Below are 19,820 nucleotides of genomic sequence, written 5' to 3' on the forward strand. Positions count from 1 at the left end.
TCTCGGAATTTTATCATCGTCTTTTTTAATTTCTAGCCAATTTTGGTTCAACAATTTTTTCCACTTAATTCATTAGATAAAATAAACAATAAATATCATGCAGATATAAAAATAGATCTTCCAATAAAAATTGTTATTTTTTTATTTTTTGCTGTTTTTTGACCAAATACATTTTTGCATCAGCTTCATGAATCAAAGTAGATGCATCTAAGTAACCATCCACATGATCTGTTTGTTTTACACCGATACTCAAAGTAATACTCGGCTCAATATGATAAACATACTGTAGTAATCTTGGAACGAAACTTTCGAGTGCCTGTGCTTCAGTACAACGTGGAAACACAATACAAAACTCATCTCCACCACATCTAAAACAATGATCATCCAAACGTGCAACAAATCGAATCGCATCCGCTACAACTTTTAACATTTGATCACCTTTAGAATGCCCAAAATTATCATTAATGATTTTAAAATCATTGATGTCAATAAATACGACTGTAACGGGTTCTAAACTTCGTTCAGCCGCATAAATGGTCGAATTTAAAATACGATTTAAATGTCTCACATTTAATAGTCCTGTGAGCGGATCAGTTTGAGATAAAGCTTCCATTTGCTGAGCCCGATCTTCTAACACAGAAGCATATTGCTCAATTTTTTCTTTAGACGCCTTCAACTCACTGACCAAACTCCACACATAGGTTTCTACAACCAGCGAAATATCAAACATAAATAACTTTTCTAAAGTAGAACGTATTTGATGAAAATTCTCTGTATCGCCTAATTGTTGTTGAATCATTGATATCAGCATGATTTTGAGATGATAAACGGCGGATAAATATAATTTGGGTTCGACACCAATTCGTTTATGCACTAAACCGATTCTCAATCGATTATTGACATAATTGGCATCATAATTACCTGAAAAAAGTTCTACCAAGTATTGGCGTTGTGCATGTTGTAACCGAGATAAAGTGTCTATATCGCCAATCAGTGAAGCAATCTCCGAAATCGAGGTTTGCTGTTGATAAAAGGTAATCACAACTTGGTCAAGTAAATACTCAAGATCAATTTGTCCCCCTAAGTCAACCAACTGCTGTAATTCTTGATGACTTAAACTAAGCAAAGATCGTCGATATTCAATTTCTTCAATCGAAATATGCATTTGTTTCATCAAGGTTTGGTCTGTTGGTTTCATCTTTTACCCAGCCTTCCCTAAACAGGTTTGTTTTTTATTCAGCTTCCCAACCACATCATCAACAAATAATTATTTTTCTATTCGTTTTCATATAAACCCTAAAAACAGCTATAACTAACATTTTTTGTCATAAAATCAAACTATGTCTCATTTTAAAAACAAAAAAAATCTTTCAAAATCCTTTTTCTAACAAAGAGTTAACAACAAAATATTGCTTTCGCTATATCTATAATAAAGCAATAAATAAGCCATAACTTTAGCAACTTAACTTAAAGCTTAAATATGCTAATAAAAAATATACGAATTTAAAAATGATTTATGGGTTGCTTAATACAATTTTTACGTTTAAAACCGATAAGCACATGACTAAAATCAATAAACTTTTCACTGTTTTTAAAGGAAAAAATAGCTTTCTATTTTTATACAAGCCTTAGAAATAAATTCTTTAAAAGAATAGATGACCCTAGCGTCACGGCTTGATACAACTTGTTATGTCCTTTTTGGATATAGTTATCGTAAGATTAGCAAAGCATTTTGTGTGCGCTAACGCATACACGCTTTATGACATCAACTCAGAATCCTCCACAACAAGGGAGATCAGGCATGATCCACGCTGGCAATGCCATTACCGTCCAAATGCTTGCGGACGGAATTGCAGAATTCCGCTTTGACTTACAAGGTGAGTCGGTTAATAAATTTAACCGTGCAACCATCGAAGACTTCCAAGCAGCAATTGCTGCGGTTAAAGCCAATAACGACATTAAAGGCTTAGTTGTTACCTCTGGTAAATCAACATTTATCGTTGGTGCAGATATTACTGAATTTGGCGACAACTTCGCTGCTGGTGAACAAGCAATTGTTGATTGGCTTATGCCTGTACATGACGTCTTCAATAGCTTTGAAGATTTAGACATCCCTAAAGTTGCTGCGATTAATGGTACAGCGCTTGGTGGTGGTTTTGAAATGTGCTTAGTGTGTGACTACCGTGTCATGTCTGAGCAAGCTCAAGTTGGCTTACCAGAAATCAAACTCGGTATCTATCCTGGTTTTGGTGGTAGCGTACGTTTAAGCCGTTTAATCGGTATCGACAATGCCGTTGAATGGATGGCAATGGCGAATCCTAAGAAGCCAGCTGCTGCACTGAAAGATGGTGCTGTAGATGCGGTTGTTGCTGCTGACAAACTTCAAGAAGCTGCTGTTGACTTAGTTAAACAAGCGATTGCTGGTCGTTTGAACTGGAAAGCAAAACGTCAAGAAAAATTAGACGCAATTAAATTGAATCCACTTGAACAAATGATGGCATTCAATACAGCAAAAGGTGCGGTACTTGCAAAAGCAAACCCTGCACAATACCCTGCGCCAAAATTGTTACTTGACTCATTACAAGCAGGTGCAAGCCTTACACGTAATGATGCATTAAAAGCAGAAGCTCAAGGTTTTGCTAAAGCAGCAATTACTCCACAAGCAGGTGCATTGATTGGTTTATTCATCAATGACCAAGTTGTGAAGAAAACTGCGAAGAAATATGAGAAAGGTGCTCACCCTGTCAACCAAGCAGCTGTATTAGGTGCGGGTATCATGGGTGGTGGTATTGCTTACCAAGCGGCAAGCAAAGGCACTCCAATCATCATGAAAGACATTGGTAACCCACAACTTGCATTGGGTATGAAAGAAGCGAACGGCTTACTGACTAAGCAAGTTGAACGCAAGAAAATGAAACCTGCGCAAATGGGTGAAACACTTGCTCGCATCCGTCCAACTTTAAGCTACGATGAGTTTAAAGAAGTGGATATCGTGATCGAAGCAGTGACTGAAAATCCAAAAGTAAAAGAAATGGTACTTGCAGACACTGAGAAGAATGTTCGTGAAAACACGATTATTGCTTCTAACACGTCTACGATTTCAATTACTCGTTTGGCGAAAGCATTACAACGTCCTGAAAACTTCGTTGGTATGCACTTCTTTAACCCAGTACACATGATGCCATTGGTAGAAGTGATTCGTGGTGAGAAGACATCTGATGAAGCGATTGCAACTACTGTTGTTCTTGCTCAGAAAATGGGTAAAACACCAATCGTTGTCAACGACTGCCCAGGTTTCTTAGTTAACCGTGTATTGTTCCCTTACTTTGGTGCATTCGATCTTCTTGTAAAAGATGGTGCGGATTTCCAACAAGTGGATAATGTCATGGCGAAATTCGGCTGGCCAATGGGTCCTGCATACTTGATCGACGTTGTTGGTATCGATACAGGTGTACATGGCGCAGAAGTAATGGCTGAAGGTTTCCCTGACCGTATGAAGCCTGACTACAAAGGTTCGATCCAAGCGATGTATGAAGCAAAACGTCTTGGTCAAAAGAATGACATTGGTTTCTACAAATACGTGTTAGATAAGAAAGGTAAGAAAGCGAAAACTGTTGATCCAACAGCTTACGAAATCATTGCGCCTTTCGTTACTGGTGAAAAACGCGAGTTTGACAACCAAGAAATCATTGACCGTATGATGCTTGCTTTCTGTAACGAAACAGTTCGTTGCTTAGAAGACAACATCGTTGCAACTGCTTCTGAAGCAGATATGGCGATGATCATGGGTGTAGGTTTCCCTCCATTCCGTGGTGGTCCATGCCGTTACATCGACCAAACAGGTGTTGCTGAATACGTTGCGCTTTGCGACAAATATGCACACTTAGGTAAAGCTTATGAAGCGCCACAAATGTTGCGTGACATGGCTGCTAACAACACAAAATTCTACGGTTAAGGAGCGACGTGAATGGCTACTTTAAATCCACGTGACGTTGTGATTGTTGATGGCGTTCGTTCTGCCATGGGCAAATCACGTAACGGTATGTTCCGCAATGTTCGTGCCGACAGTTTATCTGCTGAATTAGTACGTGCACTTGTTGCTCGTAACCAGTTTGATACCAATGAAGTTGAAGACATCATTTGGGGCTGTGTAAACCAAACTTTAGAGCAAGGTATGAACATTGCTCGTAATATTGGTTTATTGGCTGACATTCCAAAAACTGCTGGCGGTCAAACAGTAAACCGTCTTTGTGGTTCTTCAATGCAAGCAATCCACACAGCTGCTGCACAGATTGCAACGAATCAAGGTGATGTATTCATCATCGGTGGTGTAGAGCATATGGGTCACGTAGGTATGATGCACGGCATCGACCTTAACCCTGAAGCATCTAAACACTATGCAAAAGCATCGAACATGATGGGCTTAACTGCTGAAATGTTAGGTCGTATGAACGGTATCTCTCGTGAAGAACAAGATGCTTTCGGTGTTGAATCTCACCGTCGTGCTTGGGCTGCAACACAAGAAGGTCGTTTCAAAAACGAAATCGTGGGTGTTGAAGGTCATGATGCTAATGGCTTCAAAATCCTTTGCGACATCGATGAAGTCATTCGTGCTGATGCAAACCTTGAAGCATTCAAAGCATTGAAACCTGTTTTCGATCCTAAAGGTGGTTCAGTAACAGCAGCAACTTCTTCTGCTCTTTCTGACGGTGCATCTGCAATGTTGTTGATGTCAGCTGAACGTGCTGCATCTTTAGGTTTAAAACCTCGTGCTGTGATTCGCTCTATGGCGATTGCAGGTTGTGATGCTGCGATCATGGGTTACGGTCCAGTTCCAGCAACTCAAAAAGCGCTTAAACGTGCTGGTTTAACGATGGCAGATATCCAAACGATCGAATTAAACGAAGCATTTGCTGCTCAAGGCTTATCAGTCATGAAAGGCTTAGGCGTTTATGACAAACAAGACATCATCAACTTGAATGGTGGCGCGATTGCATTGGGTCACCCATTGGGCTGTTCTGGTGCTCGTATCACAACTACATTGTTGAACGTGATGGAACAACAAGATACACAAATTGGTCTTGCAACGATGTGTATCGGTCTTGGTCAAGGTATCGCGACAATTATCGAACGTGTTTAATCGACACTGAGATAAAAATCCCCGCTATATGCGGGGATTTTTATCTTAATCAATGATATAAGCTATGGTTGTCTAAAATCTTTTAAACCATTTTGAATTTGCTGCTGTAATAGCAAAATATCATTCAAATTGACTTTAATCGAACCATCACGAATGCCATCAATATTGTTTCGATTTATATTAAGTGGCTCTAATATTTTAAATACACCATTAGTTGGATCAGATGATTGAAAACCTGAGGTCACCGCTAGAATATACTCTTGTAACCCAGGTGAAACTTGAGATAAGCCTGACTGCACCTTTGGTTCAAATTCAACTGCACTGATATTCTCAGGAATTTCTGCATTCTGCATATCAGTATGAGTTTTATAAATACGATGCTGAAGTGCTTGACGTACTTTTTTATCTTCTTGAAATGGAGTGGGTCCTACGACTTCTTCACGTAATTCAGATTCAGCCATAATACGAATGGTTGGTAAAGTTTCAACCTCTTCGGCATGTACTGCTGAAAATCCAACCAAAGTAAATGCCATCATCAGCGCTGATCGTTTTAGAAAGTTCATCACTTGCTCCAAAAATCATTCACCATAAACATTGAATAAAAATAGCTATAAATTAAGCCTACAATAAAGTGATATTGGATTCTGTATCACTCTGATAAACGGTAAATAGGATTACTTTTTTGAACGTAAGATAAAATGAGCGAATCAAACAATGTGTCTGATCTTTGTAAAATGAATAGATAAAAGAGGAAAAAATCTCGCATAAGCTCGTTTTTTTGATTACTGTGCTCGAGTGAATTTATAAATATTGATTATTTTATATACTTTAAAAAGCGATTAGGAGAAATGGATGATTTCAACTCTAATTAAAATGACTACAGCAATATCGATTACAGGATTATGTTTAGCAGGTTGTGCAACCAAAACCCTTATTACCAAAGACAGTAAAGCTTATATTCGCACAACCAAGGTTACTTTGGTTGAAGATAGTGTCATTGCATTTGGAAGACCTGCTCAACAATCTGCAAATTTACCTAAAGATAGTCTCGTAATCGCAGGGCAAAAGAATAGCTATATCCTCACCCAAGGTGCATCTCAATTTGTGAGCTTAATCACAAAACTCGACCCAAAAAATATTCAAATTACACGTGAGCTAAGCTTTTATTCTGAAAAAAATGATGGCAATTTTTCAGGCACACTCCCCCTTTCATATATAAAACTAAAAGAAGACTTGAGCAAAAAAGATTTAGAGTTTTTCATTGAGAATGGTGCGAGAGAATGTTCTTCTTCAAGTGATGAACGTATGCAAGCTCAACGCTTCTGTTTCGATATCAAACTCGCTGGTGTTGTTTATCCTACTGCAAATAATCTAAGCTCACTCAAAGCATTAAGTAAGCCTTACCAAATCTCTATCTATACCAATAAAGAAGAAAGTTATAAATCAAAATCAGGTATGAATCCTTTGGAAAAACTGGTATTGCTCCCTTTTGCCGTGGCGATTGATGTGGTGAGTCTACCTTTCCAAGCAACAGAAAAGATCTTTGATTAAGCTTAAACTCGAACTCAATCATGCAATGATGTATACAAGGCATCATTGCATCACAAAATCATAATTCTTCATCTAATACTGCAACATTGTTTTGCTTAATTTTATCCATCTTCTGATTTAATCTGAGCACATCTTGATAAAGTGCATTAAACTTTTTGACTTGCGCTGTTTCCTTAAAAAGAATCTTGTTATCTTCTCTTTGCCAAGGGTCAGTTTTTAACATATCAAACATCGCTTGTGCTTTCTCAATCACTTGTTGTTCAATCGGAAAAATGTCATGCGCCTTGTCTGTTTTCAGGTTATTTTGCAGTTTTTCTTGTAAAGATTTTCTCATTTCATGATGAATGGCGAGATTTTTTGCTTGTTCAAGTGAATCTGCCTGTATTTTCTGTCTCTTTATTCCATATTCAGTCGAGATTTTTCGCACATCATGAAGCATTTTTTCAGTCTCAAAATAACCTTTTTGACGGTCTTGATCTAAACGTTCGACATCTAAAAAAGTATCCCAATTTGCTGCTTTGAGTTGCCTTAAATAAGCGTTTCTTGCCTCAACATTTTGCATCCAATAACTAAGTAGAAACTCGGACATCAACTTATAATCACCAGATAAACGATCATCATGTACGTTGAGTTGTATAGGCTTGCTCCAATCCTGCGCTTGATCATAGAGCCCACGCATTTTTTCAGCCATAACAATTTCAAACATTTGTTCTGTATTGGCTGCATTTTGCTTTACGCGATATTGATAGAAAAAGAATGTGCCCAAACAAATCACGACGACAGTTAAAAATAATAAAAAACGGCGCATACAGCCTCCAAGTATATTTATATTTTTTATGTTTTGACTTTAAGTTTAATCAGTCAAACACAGACTGTTAATTGATTTTTATTTCATTTTTCGTAACGGAGCATTACATTTTCATCGCTTTAAATTTCGTACTTTCGCCCCTATTATCAAATCAACTGAAATTGTAGAGATATGCTATGCGCGTAGATATTTGGTCAGATGTCGTTTGCCCTTTTTGTTATATTGGGAAAAAGCGTCTTGAACATGTTGCTGAACAAGCAGGAATTGAGCTTGATATTCATTGGCATAGCTTTGAACTCGATCCAGATGCACCTGCCAAACATGAGACTTCGAATACGGAACGCTTAGCAAAGAAATATGGGCGTAGCTTTGCTGACATGGAAGAAATGGAACGTAATGTTGCGGCTATGGCAGCGACTGAAGGCATTGATTTTCAATGGCAAAAAGCCAATTCAGGCAACAGCTTTAATGCACATCGTATTATCCATTTGGCTCAAAGCAAAGGTTTGGGTAACGAAGCAAAAGAAGCTTTTTTTCATGCTTATATGACTGAAGGTCTTGCAATCGGTGAACGTGAAGTGGTTGAAGAAATCGCTTCACGGATTGGTTTGGATCATGCTGAAGTCGAGTATGTATTGAATTCAGATGAACTGGCAGATTTTGTTCGCCATGATGAAAAAATTGCACATGAGCAATTAAATGTAACGGGTGTACCCTTTTTTGTTTTTGATCAAAAACTAGCACTTTCAGGCGCACAACCACGTGAGATTTTCTTACAAGCATTACAACAAGCTCAATCCACTTCTACAGAAGAAATTCAGCAAACAGATGCAGCTCAATGTAGCGATGATCAATGCGAAATTAAGCCCTAACAAGCTAGCTAAAATACAAGCTTCAGCAACTGTCTGAAGCTTGTGTGCAGCAAACTATTCAAGCTAGATGTGATAGTTACGTCACCTATTATCTTAAAAAGCATACCGTTCATCTCTAGTGGTAAATTCTGTAACAAACTAAGTATTTTATTGATCAACTTTTGACTAAAAAAAATGTGATTAAAATCACACTACAGAGATAGATTTATAGATATACTTCCCCAGCGCGATCTATTTATCCGATTTATTGTTTTAAAATGTTGATACTTTGAAAGCCAAAACATGATCAAAATCTCTATTTGGAATACCTAAATGAGATTTTTTACTAACTTGCAGTCTATAGATTTTGCATATTTTTCTTCTATAATCGTCATAAAGTGACATTCTTTTGTTATGAAAATTCAAGAGTTACAAGCCCTAATAAATGGTCAGATTCAACCCGAACAAATATGCATTGAGCAACTTGTAGCCTTGGCTAGACAGCATAATTTGACGAATACACCTGAATACAAACTGTTAGATGATGCTGTGAATATTGTACTTATTCATTATTTAAAACAGGCTCAAGCCTATCTCTAAGGAAACTATCAATGGACGTATTAGAGAAAGCATTATTGGTTGATGAGCTCAAACATCTGATTGTTGGGCTAAACAACGATAAAAACTCACTTTTTGAGATTGCAAAATCAAAGCAACGTATTAAGGATATTTGTGCTTCTTGTGACGATCCATTGTTTCAAGAACAACTCACTCCATTTAAAGAATTTATTCAACAAGAAGAATTTTCGGCTGAAGAATTAGAAAGCTTTGGGTATGCACTCACTTATCGCGGAACATTTAAATTTATGGGGCGTGTTGAACATGCTTTATTTGCATCAGGCGACATGGGATGGGCAGCTTTACGTCAGTCACAGCATTGGCAAATTTGGGTTATTCGTCCTGCATTGTCTTTTATAAAGAGCCCTTGGTTTACATCTACTCGACAAGCACTTGAATGGATTCAAACGAGTACAAGTGATTATATAAAAACAGATGATAAACTCAAAAGTCTTATTCCTGTTTTAGAGCCAATTCATCAAACTTCAACAAATTTATCATTAGATTCAAATCAAACAATTCACAAGGACAGATTATCTGCTATGAGAGAAGAAACTGCGAATTTTGAAGCACAACTCGAAGCAATTATTCAGGAAAGAATTCAATCTGTACCCAATACTCCAACACCAAGTATTCCAACGGTCGCAAAGCCTAAACCAAGTTTTAGACAAAATGTGCGTCCTGTTGCAAATCTAAATAAAGCGAAACCTGTTGCACTAAAAGATTTTAATTTAGATGGACTCGTATGTCGCTTAGAGCGTATCGATCCTAAAACATTTCCATCTTTATATCGTGTAGAGCTACACGATGAGATTAATCAAAATATTAAAATTGATTGGTTATATTTAAAAGCTGAGAATGACGTTCAACCTGTTTGGGAAACAGCTCAAATCTTTGTTGCTGAACAGCTTTATGCTCAAGGACAGTTTTCACATTATGTCGTCCTTATTGGTACTCATAGTGTCGAATATGCTACAACAATCTTACAAGCTTATACAGACCAACGTCATACTCAAACAAGCTCGATTCATCAAACAGACTGGGTTATTTTTAAACAACATTACCACCAACATGAAACACTATTTAATGAATGTATCATGAATGGTAATCAAGTTTGGCAGCGTAGTGAGCGATCTTACCCTTATATTCCTGCTGCCTTTATTAACACGCAAAAGTTTATTCCTTTTGAAGAAACAACAGCGACTTTTTTGACGCCAGTCATCCTACTCAAAGAGCGTCAAAAAATCAGAGTGCTACACGGCGCAGAACGCGTAAAATTATCGAGCGAAGATCAAGCTTATCCGTATCTATTGTTAGATCGTGCAGACGGCTATACATGGCAATTAATACGTCAAGTGATTAGCCGCCTACCTCAACCAATTTCAGTTCATGATCTCTATCAAGCACTCGAAAATGCGGATGTTTCAGCGACCTAAATATCCATTTTTAAGATATATCTAATCCACCATCAAACTTGTGATTGCTTATTGCAAGTTTCATGGTGGATTTTCATAAATACTCATTCAAATTTTCAAAAGCATTGTTAAATTGCTGTTTTTTGTGTCTTTAGCTTGATTTTATTGCTTGAATAATCAAAAGTTAAATGAAGAACAATATATAAGTTTTAACTATGACGACTTTAAATCAAACAGTACCATCATATATTTTATATACGCTCATTGCACTTCCATTCGGTTTATCAACAACTGTCAATGCTGCAACTAAATCGGTTGAACAAACTGAGAATAATATTCCCAAAGCGGAAATATCAAATCAAGAAAATTTCTTAGACTATATTCCTAAATGGGTAGATGCGAGCCCCGCCGTTCTTCCTGAACAATCTGATCAATCTATTGTTCCTCCAACCACTGAAACTGAGAATAAAACTTGGGTTGATCGTAAACAGCGTGATATTCGCAACTGGGCTGATCGAACCTCGGTTAAGATTGATGACTGGTTTGGTGATGTCGACCCTGAAAAACCAGCTTCAGCAACGATTCGTTTTATGTTGGACAATTATTGGAATGAATATGATAACTATGAGGTTAAACCTCGTATTCGAGGAAAAATCAAACTTCCAACTTTAGAAAAAAAACTTAGCTTAGTTTTTGGTGATGATTCTCTAGATGACGAATTTAAAAACAATATTGCCAATACCAATACACAACCGAATCAAGATCCCGATAAGAAGTTTGATTCCAAACAGACACGAGATAGTAATGGCTCTATTGCATTACGTTGGTCTCATTTCTCCAAAAAGCTACCATTTGATACAGATGCAGATATTGGTATTCGTTCTGGTGATGATGTTTACTTACGTCTAAGAGCTGAGAAGCATTGGGATTTGCACAATGATTTCCACTTTAATGCTGAACAAATCTATCGATATGGTAGTCAAAGTGAGAACTATTTACGTACAAATTTAGAATTGATACATGCTCGCCCCAACCAACCTTTTCTTTCAAATCAATTCAGTTTAACTTACGCTGACAAGCAAGATGATGATTTGTTATGGGACAATCGCATTTTCCGCCAACACCAATTCTTTGCGCATAACAATTTTAATTACGGTCTCTATACAGGTGGCTATTACAACAATAATGACTTACGTCTAAACAGTTGGGGCCCTTTTGTTTCTTGGAGACAACCTTTATGGCGTGAGTGGTTCTATGTACAAGGTGATCTGAACTATTTCAATGATCATCGCGAGGATCGAAATCATTATGTGAGTACTTTCGTTCGTATTGAAACGTTGTTCTGATGAAAATATCAACACAACTGTGGGTAACTTAAATGTTATCCATAGATATACAAAACCTCTGCCGAAGCAGAGGTTTTTAGGTCAAATCACTTATTGTAATAACAAGCTGTTGATACGTTTGACATAAGCCGCAGGATCTTCTGGTAAGCCACCTTCAGCAATTACCGCCTGATCGAAGATCACATTCGCGAGATCATCAAACTGTGCTGAGTTTTCTAGTTTTCTTACCAATGGATGTTCAGGGTTAATTTCCAGCGTTGGCTTGCTTTCAGGAACAGCCTGACCTGCCTGTTTCAACATGCGAATCAATTGCGGAGAAAGCTCACCCTCACTGGTGACCAAACATGCTGGTGAATCCACCAAACGTGTCGTTACTCGCACTTCTTTGGTTTTGTCTTTCAATGAGCTGCTTAAACGCTCCACCACAGGTTTAAATTGTTCAGCCGCTTGCTCAAGCGCCTTTTTCTCATCCGCATCCTGTAGATCACCAAGATCAACTGCACCTTTAGACACGTTCTGTAATGGCGTACCATCAAACTCAAAGACAAAATTCATTGCCCACTCATCAACACGATCTGCCATGAGTAAAACTTCAATGCCTTTCTTCTTGAATACTTCAAGTTGTGGTGAGTTTTTCGCAGCCGTTAAATTATCCGCAGTCACGTAATAAATCGCTTTCTGCCCTTCTTTCATGCGTGACTTATAATCAGCAAAAGAAGTACTGATCTCATCATGATTTGAAGTCGCATAACGTAATAATTTTAAGATACGTTCACGATTACCCGTGTCTTCACCTAAACCTTCTTTTAATACCGAACCAAACTCAGTGTAGAAAGCTTTAAATTTCTCTTGGTCTTTTTCATCTTCCGACTTTGCTAAACCATCCAATAACGTCAAGACACGACGCGCATTGCCTTCACGAATGGTTTTCACATCACGGCTTTCTTGAAGTAATTCACGGCTGACATTTAATGGTAAATCAGCACTATCGACCACGCCTTGTACAAAACGTAAATAGTTTGGAATGAGGTTGTCTGCTTCATCCAAGATAAATACGCGTTTTACGTACAGCTTGATGCCTGCTTTTGCTTCACGAGTAAATAAATCTTGTTTGGCCTGACTTGGGATATACAGCAACTGGGTATATTCGGTACTACCCTCGACACGGTTATGTGCCCATGCTAGAGGTTCTGAAAAGTCATGGCTGAGATTTTTATAAAACTCGATGTATTGTTCATCAGTGATTTCGCTCTTACTGCGTGTCCATAACGCACTCGCTGAGTTAATCGCTTCCCATTCATCCGTCTTCACCATCTGACCGCCTTTAGGCTCTTCACCTTCAGCGACTTCCTCTTCTTGCCACACTTCTTTTTGCATTTCGATTGGCAAGCTGATGTGATCTGAATACTTATTGATGATCTGTTTAACTTTCCACGACTCAAGATATTCCAGCGCATCATCACGTAAATGCAGAATGATGTCTGTACCACGGCTCGCCTTATCAATTTGTTGAACTTCGAACTCACCTGTACCGCCACTGATCCAGCGCACACCTTCGGCAGCATCCAGACCTGCACGGCGCGACTCCACCGTGATTTTATCGGCTACAATAAATCCAGAATAAAAACCAACACCAAACTGACCAATTAACTGTGCATCGGCTTTCTGATCACCACTTAACTTTGACATAAAATCTTTAGTGCCCGATTTTGCAATCGTACCAAGATTCTCTATCGCCTCTTGTTGACTCAGACCAATACCATTATCGGAAATAGTTAAAGTTTTATTCTCTTTATCCAAGCTCACACGAACATGCAAGTTGGCATCATTTTCATAATATTCAGGATGGTTGATGCCCTCAAAACGCAGCTTATCACAGGCATCCGAGGCATTTGAAATTAGTTCACGTAAGAAAATTTCTGGGTTGGAATACAGCGAATGCGTTACCAAATGTAATAACTGAGCAACTTCAGCTTGGAAACTATAATTTTGTGCGACTTGTTCACTCATAAATCACTCCTTATCTTGAGGCTTATATATTTGGAATGATTTATGAATGGTGCATATCTTGAATATTTCAATCCTTGTGTTTTATTTTTTCAGTTAAAAAATGCTCAAAAGAACAATTAGAATGGTCCTTGACTCAATATACGTGTTTGTAGAAGTTGATCCAATTGCTGTTGTCTTTGTGCATATGCACGACGAAGACAAGAGGTATTTGCTGCACATGAATTACGCTGTTTCAACCATTCGAATTGCTTATCTTTTTCTGCATCACGTCCTCCCATAGGTAGTGCGTGCAAAATAATCTGGTAAGTTGTTGCCAGTTTTACATCCGCATCATTTAAACCACGATCATTACAAATCTGTTGTTCCGATTTCAATTTTGCAGCTTTGCATGAGAAACTGGCGGCATGGGTTTGAGATAAAATGAGTAATGACATAAGAAATAATGCTGAGCTTAATAATTTTTTCATCACCGATCACAACTTATTAAAAACTAGTTCTTAGCTTACCGCACGCTCTTTTTAGGCTTGTATCTGTTTTATATTACGATTGTAAAATAAAAAACCTCACGATTTGTGAGGTTTCTTTAAATCTAAATCGTCTTAGAACTTATAGCTATAGCCCAAAGTATAGACCATTGGATTTAGGTCTAAATCAAACTTCGTACCATTAACCAACTTCACTTCAGGGCTAAGATCTGCATATCGAACATCCATATATACACCCCAGTTTTTAGCGTCAGCAGGTTGGAAATTAAAACCTAACTGACCAGCAAAACCATAAGTATTTTTCACGTCATCAACTAAGCCCTTTTCGTGCCATGCAATGAAGGCTGTACCACCAACACCAATATATGGAGTAAATCGAGTTGAATTCTTAAAGTTATATTTTGCTGTGATTGTCGGTGGTAATTGACGAACACTTGCAACTTTCTCACCATTTAATAGAACATCGTGATTAATTGGGTTAGCAAGCAAAACCTCAGCTGAAAAAGGCGTATCACCAAAGAAATATTCTACTGAAGGTGTAAATGCGAATTCATGATCACCTTTAACTACAACACCTGGAGCTAATGTTGTATCTGCAGTTGGTGCAATAACACTACCACCGACCTTAACCTGAAAACCACCTGCAAACGCAGTTGAAGACAACCCCAATAATGTAATAACTAATAATTTTTTTAGCATTTAAAAAAACCTCTTTAATCAAAATTTCAACCTGTATTTAATAATAATCATGTCTTTTTATTTTATGCAATACATATTAATTCCGACCAATTTAATTATTTTTACAAATATCTGATTAACAACAATATAAATTCGTAAAGATATGTAATTATTTATAAATCAAACTAATTTACTATGATTAACCAATTGAAAACCAAGTGTTTTTATCAGAATTAACTAGCTCAAAGATATATTTAAAATAAATCTTTTAAAGTATACACTAAATAAATTTAGTTTTATTACAAAATAGAATGAGAACTTAATATAATAAACAGGAATAAAAAGACAAAAAATTTCACTTTATTTCTTCCATGATAAATAAATAGCAACTATTCATATCAAGGTGGTTTAAAATAAATATAGTTATTATTTAATAAGCATAATTATTATATTTAATATAAATGATATTTTATTATTTCTTAATATAAAAAATGGTTCCTTATGGAACCATTCTCTATTCATTATAAAACCATTGCTGCGATCCAGCCAAAAATAAGTAGCGGGATATTAAAATGTATAAATGTTGGCACTACAGTATCCCAAATATGATCATGTTGACCATCTACACCTAGTCCTGCTGTAGGTCCTAATGTTGAATCTGAGGCAGGCGAACCTGCATCACCTAATGCAGCAGCAGTACCAATCAATGCAATTGTCGCCAAAGGTGAGAATCCAAATTGTACGCAGAGTGGCACATAAATCACCGCCAGCACAGGCACACTTGAGAAAGATGAACCAATACCGATCGTGACAAACAAGCCAATAAATAGCATCAAGAACGCAGCTAAAGCATGATTATCACCAATGATATGTACAACGCCATTCACTAGATGAGCAATGTCGCCTGTATGCGTCATGACTGAAGCAAAACCTGCCGCGGAAATCATGATAAAACCAACTAAGGCCATCATTCGCATCCCTTGCACAAACACATCATCAGCTTCTTGCCATTTAAAGATGCCAGAAGCGGATAACACAGCAAAACCAACAAGGCCACCTAAAATCATCGAACCTGAATACAACTGCGCAACTAAGGTTAAACCGATTGCAAGTAACGCCATAAGCATGGTTTTTTTGGAAATATAAGGTACATTTTCAGCTTCATGCTTCAACTCTTCAGCATCCGCCTTGAGGTCATATTCAGCTTGTGTTGTTGCTCGTAGTGGTTTATCCAAATCAATGCTTGTAACGGGTGAAATTGATCGATCAACATATTCACGGGGCTTACGATAACTAATAAACACAGCGACTAAAGTACCTAAAACCATACCCAAAACAGGTATCGCCATGCCAATAGGCATCATGCTACGTTCTACATGCAAACCATATGCAGCCCCAATTTTATTGATATTCCCCATCAAAATTTGTTCAAGGAAAATGGCACCAAAGCCCACAGGTAAGAAGATATATGTTCCAACTAAACCCAACGTCAGTACACATGCTGCCGCACGTCGATCAAGCTTGAGGTGATTCATCACTTTTAACAATGGCGGAACCAATACAGGAATAAAAGCAATATGAACTGGGATTAGATTTTGAGAGAAAATTGCAGCGATGAGTAAAATCGTTAATAAAAGATATTTCACTTTTTTCTCTTGATTTTTACTGGCTTCCATTCCTAATAAATCAATCAGTTTATGTGCAAGTAAATCTGGTAAACCAGATTTAGATAATGCTAAGGCAAAAGCACCTAGAACAGCATAAGCCAAAGCGACTTCAGCACCATCTCCCAGTCCTGCATTAAAAGCTTCTACAGTTTGAGAAAGGCTCAGTCCAGCAACCAAACCACCAATAATGGCTGATATGACCAAAGTGAGAACAACAGAAACGCGTGCCAGTGACAAAATAAACATCACGGCAATCGCAATTACGACAGCATTCATGGACAAAATTTAGGAGCAAAAAGAAAGGCGACATTCTAGCAGATTCATTGTATAGAAGCTGAAAATGTCGCCAAATTGCAATCTGTTTTAAGTGATTTTTATTTTGATTAATCCGCTAAAGCCTTAAACAGTCTGGCGTTTTACAAAATGACGGATTAGTTCAGCAATTTTAGTTGGCTGACTTAGAACCGCCCAGTGATTGGCATCAAGTTCAACATATTCAAAGTTTTCAACCCATTTTGGCATTGATTCGGTAATGTACTCAGGGCTAACAAATGCATCGCGTTTTAATACAATCGCCTGTACAGGACATTGAGCATAGCGTTGGCGTGGTTGAGCCAGTGAAGGAATAAAGTTAGCACGATACAAATTAATACCGTATTTACCATCTGACACAATATTTGCATTTAATGGCAAGTTTTGTTTTTTCTCTAAACCACTTAAAATCTTACCCCACTTTTCTGGACTAAAGAAAGTCCATACGGTTGGAGCAACCAATGGCAAATGGAAAGCACCAATATACCAAGATTTAGTCAGCATTTTCAGTACATTACTTGGTGCAGATTTAAACTTTTCACGCAAATATAAAGAAGCATGATCCAAGCAAGGGCCTGAGATTGTTGTATAAGATAGTAAACGGCCTTTTAACTTAGGTTCAGTTACTGATTCCCAAGACTGTAAAGAACCCCAGTCATGCGCTGCGATATGGAAATTGCGGTTGGGTAACACTTGATCAACCACTTCTTGTAAATCCAAAGATAAACGCGGTAATCGGTAGTCTTTAATACGCTTTGGAATTGATGACAAACCCGCACCACGAACATCGTAAGTAACGACATAATAGTCATCAACCAATTGCTCAATAATCGGTTCCCATACTTCTTGATTATCGGGATAACCATGTACTAACACCAATGGTGTTTTCTTTTCATCACCCCATGTTTTGACACAGAGGCTTTGTTGGTCAGAAGTGGTTACTGTTTTTACTTGTGCTTGCATAATTCTTTCCCATTTTGTTTTCTATCAGCTTGGTTATAAAACAGCCATTGCCAGCGATGCACTAAAAATGATACTTATGGAGTATGAATAGCGTTGCAAGAAAAAAAATTGACCATGAAAGACTTTTTCAAAAAAATTCGAACCATTCCAGCGATTTCTAAATTTATGCTCAATCATTATTCCCCTTATCGTGGGACAGGCATTGCAATCGAAACATTTGATCTTGATCGTTACTTCATTCGTGTCAAAATGCCGCTGACTAGAAAAAATCGTAATATCGTCGGAACACATTTTGGGGGCAATTTATATTCGATGGTTGATCCCTTTTATATGCTGATTCTCATACATCATTTAGGACATAAATATATTGTTTGGGACAAAAGTGCTTCTATTAATTTCCTGTCACCTGGTCGCAGCACCGTCTATGCGGATATACAGCTCAGTGCCACTGAAATTGCGGAAATTAAGCAACTGGCTGAAAATCATGAACCTGTGTTTCGAAACTATACATTGAATATTGTGGATGATGCAGGAACACGAATTGCAGAAGTTGAAAAGGTTCTGTATATCCGTCTGAAAAAGCCCAAAGCCAGTGCTTAATTTTACGCATATAAAAATGCCTGCAAGGTTTTGCAGGCATTTTTGAATCTGAGAAATTATCTTTTCTTCTCTTGGATTGCAGCACCTGCGCCACCACCGATTGCACCACCAATCGCTGCACCAGTATCACCACCAAAAATAGACTTACCAATCACAGAACCAATCCCTGCGCCAATTGCACTACTTGTGGTTGAATTACTACTACCACCCTTGGCATTTGCACCTACACCAGCACCTGCTGCTGCACCTACACCCGCTCCTAAGCCGCCACCTACATGATTACCAACACCACCACCAACTGCACCACCCAATGCTGCTGCACCAATACGCTGATCAGATGCGCTCATGTTTTGGCAGCCTGTAAACATCAAAGTAGATAATACTAATGTTGAAATTAAACCAATTGTTTTTTTCATGTCCAAAAATCCTCAACTTTATAGTCTAAGCATAATCTGATTTTTGTTAGAAAATAATCAGATTATGTAATTGCTCTAGGTGCATTCTTTTCTTTTTGTAATAAAATAAACTAAATGGAAGAATCTTTGATCAATACAATACTACACTGTTGATTGAATTATGTTATTGGAAATGAAGTCAAAGTTCCAATCTAACCAGCATGAAAACAAAATGTGTGGCTCAATGTAAAAATATAATTTAACAAGGGCGAAAAAATGACAAGATTTATGCTATCCATGTTGATCTTGATGAGTTTGAATTCAGCAACTCAGGCAAATTTTTTCAAGTTCCAAACATTAGCAAAAGTAGAATCACTTAAAAATATTGCTTATGGTCATGATTCCCAACAAATGATGGATATCTATTTCCCATCTAAACCACACACCGATAATAATCTAGCACCAATCATCGTTATGGTACATGGTGGTGCTTGGAGTATAGGGGATAAAAATAATGCTGCAGTAGTAAAAAATAAAGTGATGTGTGCTGAATTAGCAGGAGACTTTCACTTGGGAGATTCTAGGCAGCTAACCGATAAAAGTCTTCTGCCATTTGATTTGGTGTCTTAAAATCCAAGCCTTTTTGAATTCTTCGCTGATTATAAAATAACTCTATATATTTTGTAATATCCGCTTTGGCTTCTTCCCTTGTTTTGTAGTTGCGATGATGGACTAGTTCATTTTTGAGTATGCCCCAGAAACTCTCTATCGGTGCATTATCAAAGCAGTCGCCTTTTTTGCTCATTGAACCCTGAAAATCAAATTTCTCAAGTAAGTTTCGATATTCATTACTGCAATATTGGCTGCCTCTGTCTGAATGTACAATGAGATCTTTAGCAGGTTTCTGATTGCGAATAGCCATATTCAATGCATCACAAACAAGCTTGGCTGTCATGCGCTCATTTAAGCTATAGCCAACAA

The 19,820-nt window shown here is 37.6% G+C and carries 19 protein-coding genes; 9 read left to right on the plus strand and 10 right to left on the minus strand.

Annotation, left to right across the window (positions count from 1 at the left end; genetic code table 11):
- Window positions 1–133: 133 nt before the first annotated feature.
- Window positions 134–1,198 carry a GGDEF domain-containing protein gene (locus M5121_RS02480; RefSeq protein WP_005162997.1) on the minus strand — a complete coding sequence of 355 codons (1,065 nt, stop codon included), beginning with the start codon at window positions 1,196–1,198 and terminating at the stop codon, window positions 134–136.
- A gap of 603 nt (window positions 1,199–1,801) precedes the next feature.
- On the opposite strand from M5121_RS02480, the gene fadB reads away from it, so the two are divergent.
- Window positions 1,802–3,955, plus strand: coding sequence for a fatty acid oxidation complex subunit alpha FadB (gene fadB / locus M5121_RS02485; RefSeq protein ID WP_249570220.1), 2,154 nt, complete (start codon window positions 1,802–1,804; stop codon window positions 3,953–3,955).
- Between the two features lie 12 nt (window positions 3,956–3,967).
- The gene (gene fadA / locus M5121_RS02490) at window positions 3,968–5,140 is read left to right on the plus strand and encodes an acetyl-CoA C-acyltransferase FadA (protein ID WP_249570198.1); all 1,173 of its coding nucleotides are present in this window, start codon (window positions 3,968–3,970) and stop codon (window positions 5,138–5,140) included.
- Window positions 5,141–5,202: 62 nt separating this feature from the next.
- Here fadA and M5121_RS02495 read toward each other — a convergent pair whose 3' ends face one another.
- Complete coding sequence (locus tag M5121_RS02495; protein ID WP_249570199.1) at window positions 5,203–5,703, minus strand: hypothetical protein; 501 nt, start codon at window positions 5,701–5,703, stop codon at window positions 5,203–5,205.
- A gap of 289 nt (window positions 5,704–5,992) precedes the next feature.
- On the opposite strand from M5121_RS02495, the gene M5121_RS02500 reads away from it, so the two are divergent.
- On the plus strand, window positions 5,993–6,691 hold the full coding sequence (locus tag M5121_RS02500; RefSeq protein WP_249570200.1) for a YidX family protein: 699 nt from the start codon (window positions 5,993–5,995) through the stop codon (window positions 6,689–6,691).
- A gap of 58 nt (window positions 6,692–6,749) precedes the next feature.
- Here M5121_RS02500 and M5121_RS02505 read toward each other — a convergent pair whose 3' ends face one another.
- Window positions 6,750–7,499 (minus strand): hypothetical protein, encoded by a 750-nt coding sequence (locus tag M5121_RS02505; protein ID WP_249570201.1) that lies wholly within the window; start codon window positions 7,497–7,499, stop codon window positions 6,750–6,752.
- Window positions 7,500–7,675: 176 nt separating this feature from the next.
- Between M5121_RS02505 and M5121_RS02510 the strand changes: the two genes are divergently transcribed.
- The 4 genes from M5121_RS02510 to M5121_RS02525 all read left to right on the plus strand — a co-directional run bounded on the left by M5121_RS02510 (window position 7,676) and on the right by M5121_RS02525 (window position 11,729).
- Window positions 7,676–8,371 carry a DsbA family oxidoreductase gene (locus tag M5121_RS02510; protein ID WP_249570202.1) on the plus strand — a complete coding sequence of 232 codons (696 nt, stop codon included), beginning with the start codon at window positions 7,676–7,678 and terminating at the stop codon, window positions 8,369–8,371.
- 393 nt (window positions 8,372–8,764) lie between these two features.
- A complete protein-coding gene (locus M5121_RS02515; protein ID WP_004659320.1) occupies window positions 8,765–8,950 on the plus strand; it encodes a hypothetical protein in 186 nt (61 codons plus the stop codon).
- A gap of 11 nt (window positions 8,951–8,961) precedes the next feature.
- A complete protein-coding gene (locus M5121_RS02520; protein ID WP_249570203.1) occupies window positions 8,962–10,404 on the plus strand; it encodes a hypothetical protein in 1,443 nt (480 codons plus the stop codon).
- Window positions 10,405–10,598: 194 nt separating this feature from the next.
- Window positions 10,599–11,729, plus strand: coding sequence for a hypothetical protein (locus M5121_RS02525; protein ID WP_249570204.1), 1,131 nt, complete (start codon window positions 10,599–10,601; stop codon window positions 11,727–11,729).
- A 90-nt stretch (window positions 11,730–11,819) separates the two neighbouring features.
- On the opposite strand, the gene htpG is transcribed toward M5121_RS02525, so the two are convergent.
- The 5 genes from htpG to M5121_RS02550 form a co-directional block, all read right to left on the minus strand.
- On the minus strand, window positions 11,820–13,739 hold the full coding sequence (gene htpG, locus M5121_RS02530; protein WP_249570205.1) for a molecular chaperone HtpG: 1,920 nt from the start codon (window positions 13,737–13,739) through the stop codon (window positions 11,820–11,822).
- A gap of 116 nt (window positions 13,740–13,855) precedes the next feature.
- Window positions 13,856–14,206 carry a lysozyme inhibitor LprI family protein gene (locus M5121_RS02535; RefSeq protein WP_249570206.1) on the minus strand — a complete coding sequence of 117 codons (351 nt, stop codon included), beginning with the start codon at window positions 14,204–14,206 and terminating at the stop codon, window positions 13,856–13,858.
- Between the two features lie 132 nt (window positions 14,207–14,338).
- Window positions 14,339–14,923 carry an OmpW/AlkL family protein gene (locus M5121_RS02540; RefSeq protein WP_005163031.1) on the minus strand — a complete coding sequence of 195 codons (585 nt, stop codon included), beginning with the start codon at window positions 14,921–14,923 and terminating at the stop codon, window positions 14,339–14,341.
- Between the two features lie 500 nt (window positions 14,924–15,423).
- Window positions 15,424–16,845 carry a Na+/H+ antiporter family protein gene (locus M5121_RS02545; RefSeq protein ID WP_249570207.1) on the minus strand — a complete coding sequence of 474 codons (1,422 nt, stop codon included), beginning with the start codon at window positions 16,843–16,845 and terminating at the stop codon, window positions 15,424–15,426.
- Between the two features lie 123 nt (window positions 16,846–16,968).
- Window positions 16,969–17,844, minus strand: a complete 876-nt coding sequence (locus M5121_RS02550; RefSeq protein WP_249570208.1) for an alpha/beta fold hydrolase — start codon at window positions 17,842–17,844, stop codon at window positions 16,969–16,971.
- A gap of 93 nt (window positions 17,845–17,937) precedes the next feature.
- Here M5121_RS02550 and M5121_RS02555 point away from each other — a divergent pair, with 93 nt between their 5' ends.
- Window positions 17,938–18,444 (plus strand): DUF4442 domain-containing protein, encoded by a 507-nt coding sequence (locus M5121_RS02555; protein ID WP_249570209.1) that lies wholly within the window; start codon window positions 17,938–17,940, stop codon window positions 18,442–18,444.
- A gap of 56 nt (window positions 18,445–18,500) precedes the next feature.
- Here the strand turns inward: M5121_RS02555 and M5121_RS02560 are convergent, their stop codons facing one another.
- Window positions 18,501–18,860 carry a YMGG-like glycine zipper-containing protein gene (locus M5121_RS02560; protein ID WP_249570210.1) on the minus strand — a complete coding sequence of 120 codons (360 nt, stop codon included), beginning with the start codon at window positions 18,858–18,860 and terminating at the stop codon, window positions 18,501–18,503.
- 255 nt (window positions 18,861–19,115) lie between these two features.
- On the opposite strand from M5121_RS02560, the gene M5121_RS02565 reads away from it, so the two are divergent.
- Entirely contained in the window at window positions 19,116–19,469 is a 354-nt protein-coding gene (locus M5121_RS02565) for a hypothetical protein (RefSeq protein WP_249570211.1), read from the plus strand.
- Here the strand turns inward: M5121_RS02565 and M5121_RS02570 are convergent.
- On the minus strand, window positions 19,420–19,820 hold a 401-nt coding region (locus tag M5121_RS02570), incomplete at its 5' end, for an IS3 family transposase (protein WP_249570212.1). The two genes, M5121_RS02565 and M5121_RS02570, sit on opposite strands and share 50 nt — an antisense overlap.

This window comes from Acinetobacter sp. ANC5681 (assembly GCF_023488045.1).
GTDB lineage: Bacteria > Pseudomonadota > Gammaproteobacteria > Pseudomonadales > Moraxellaceae > Acinetobacter.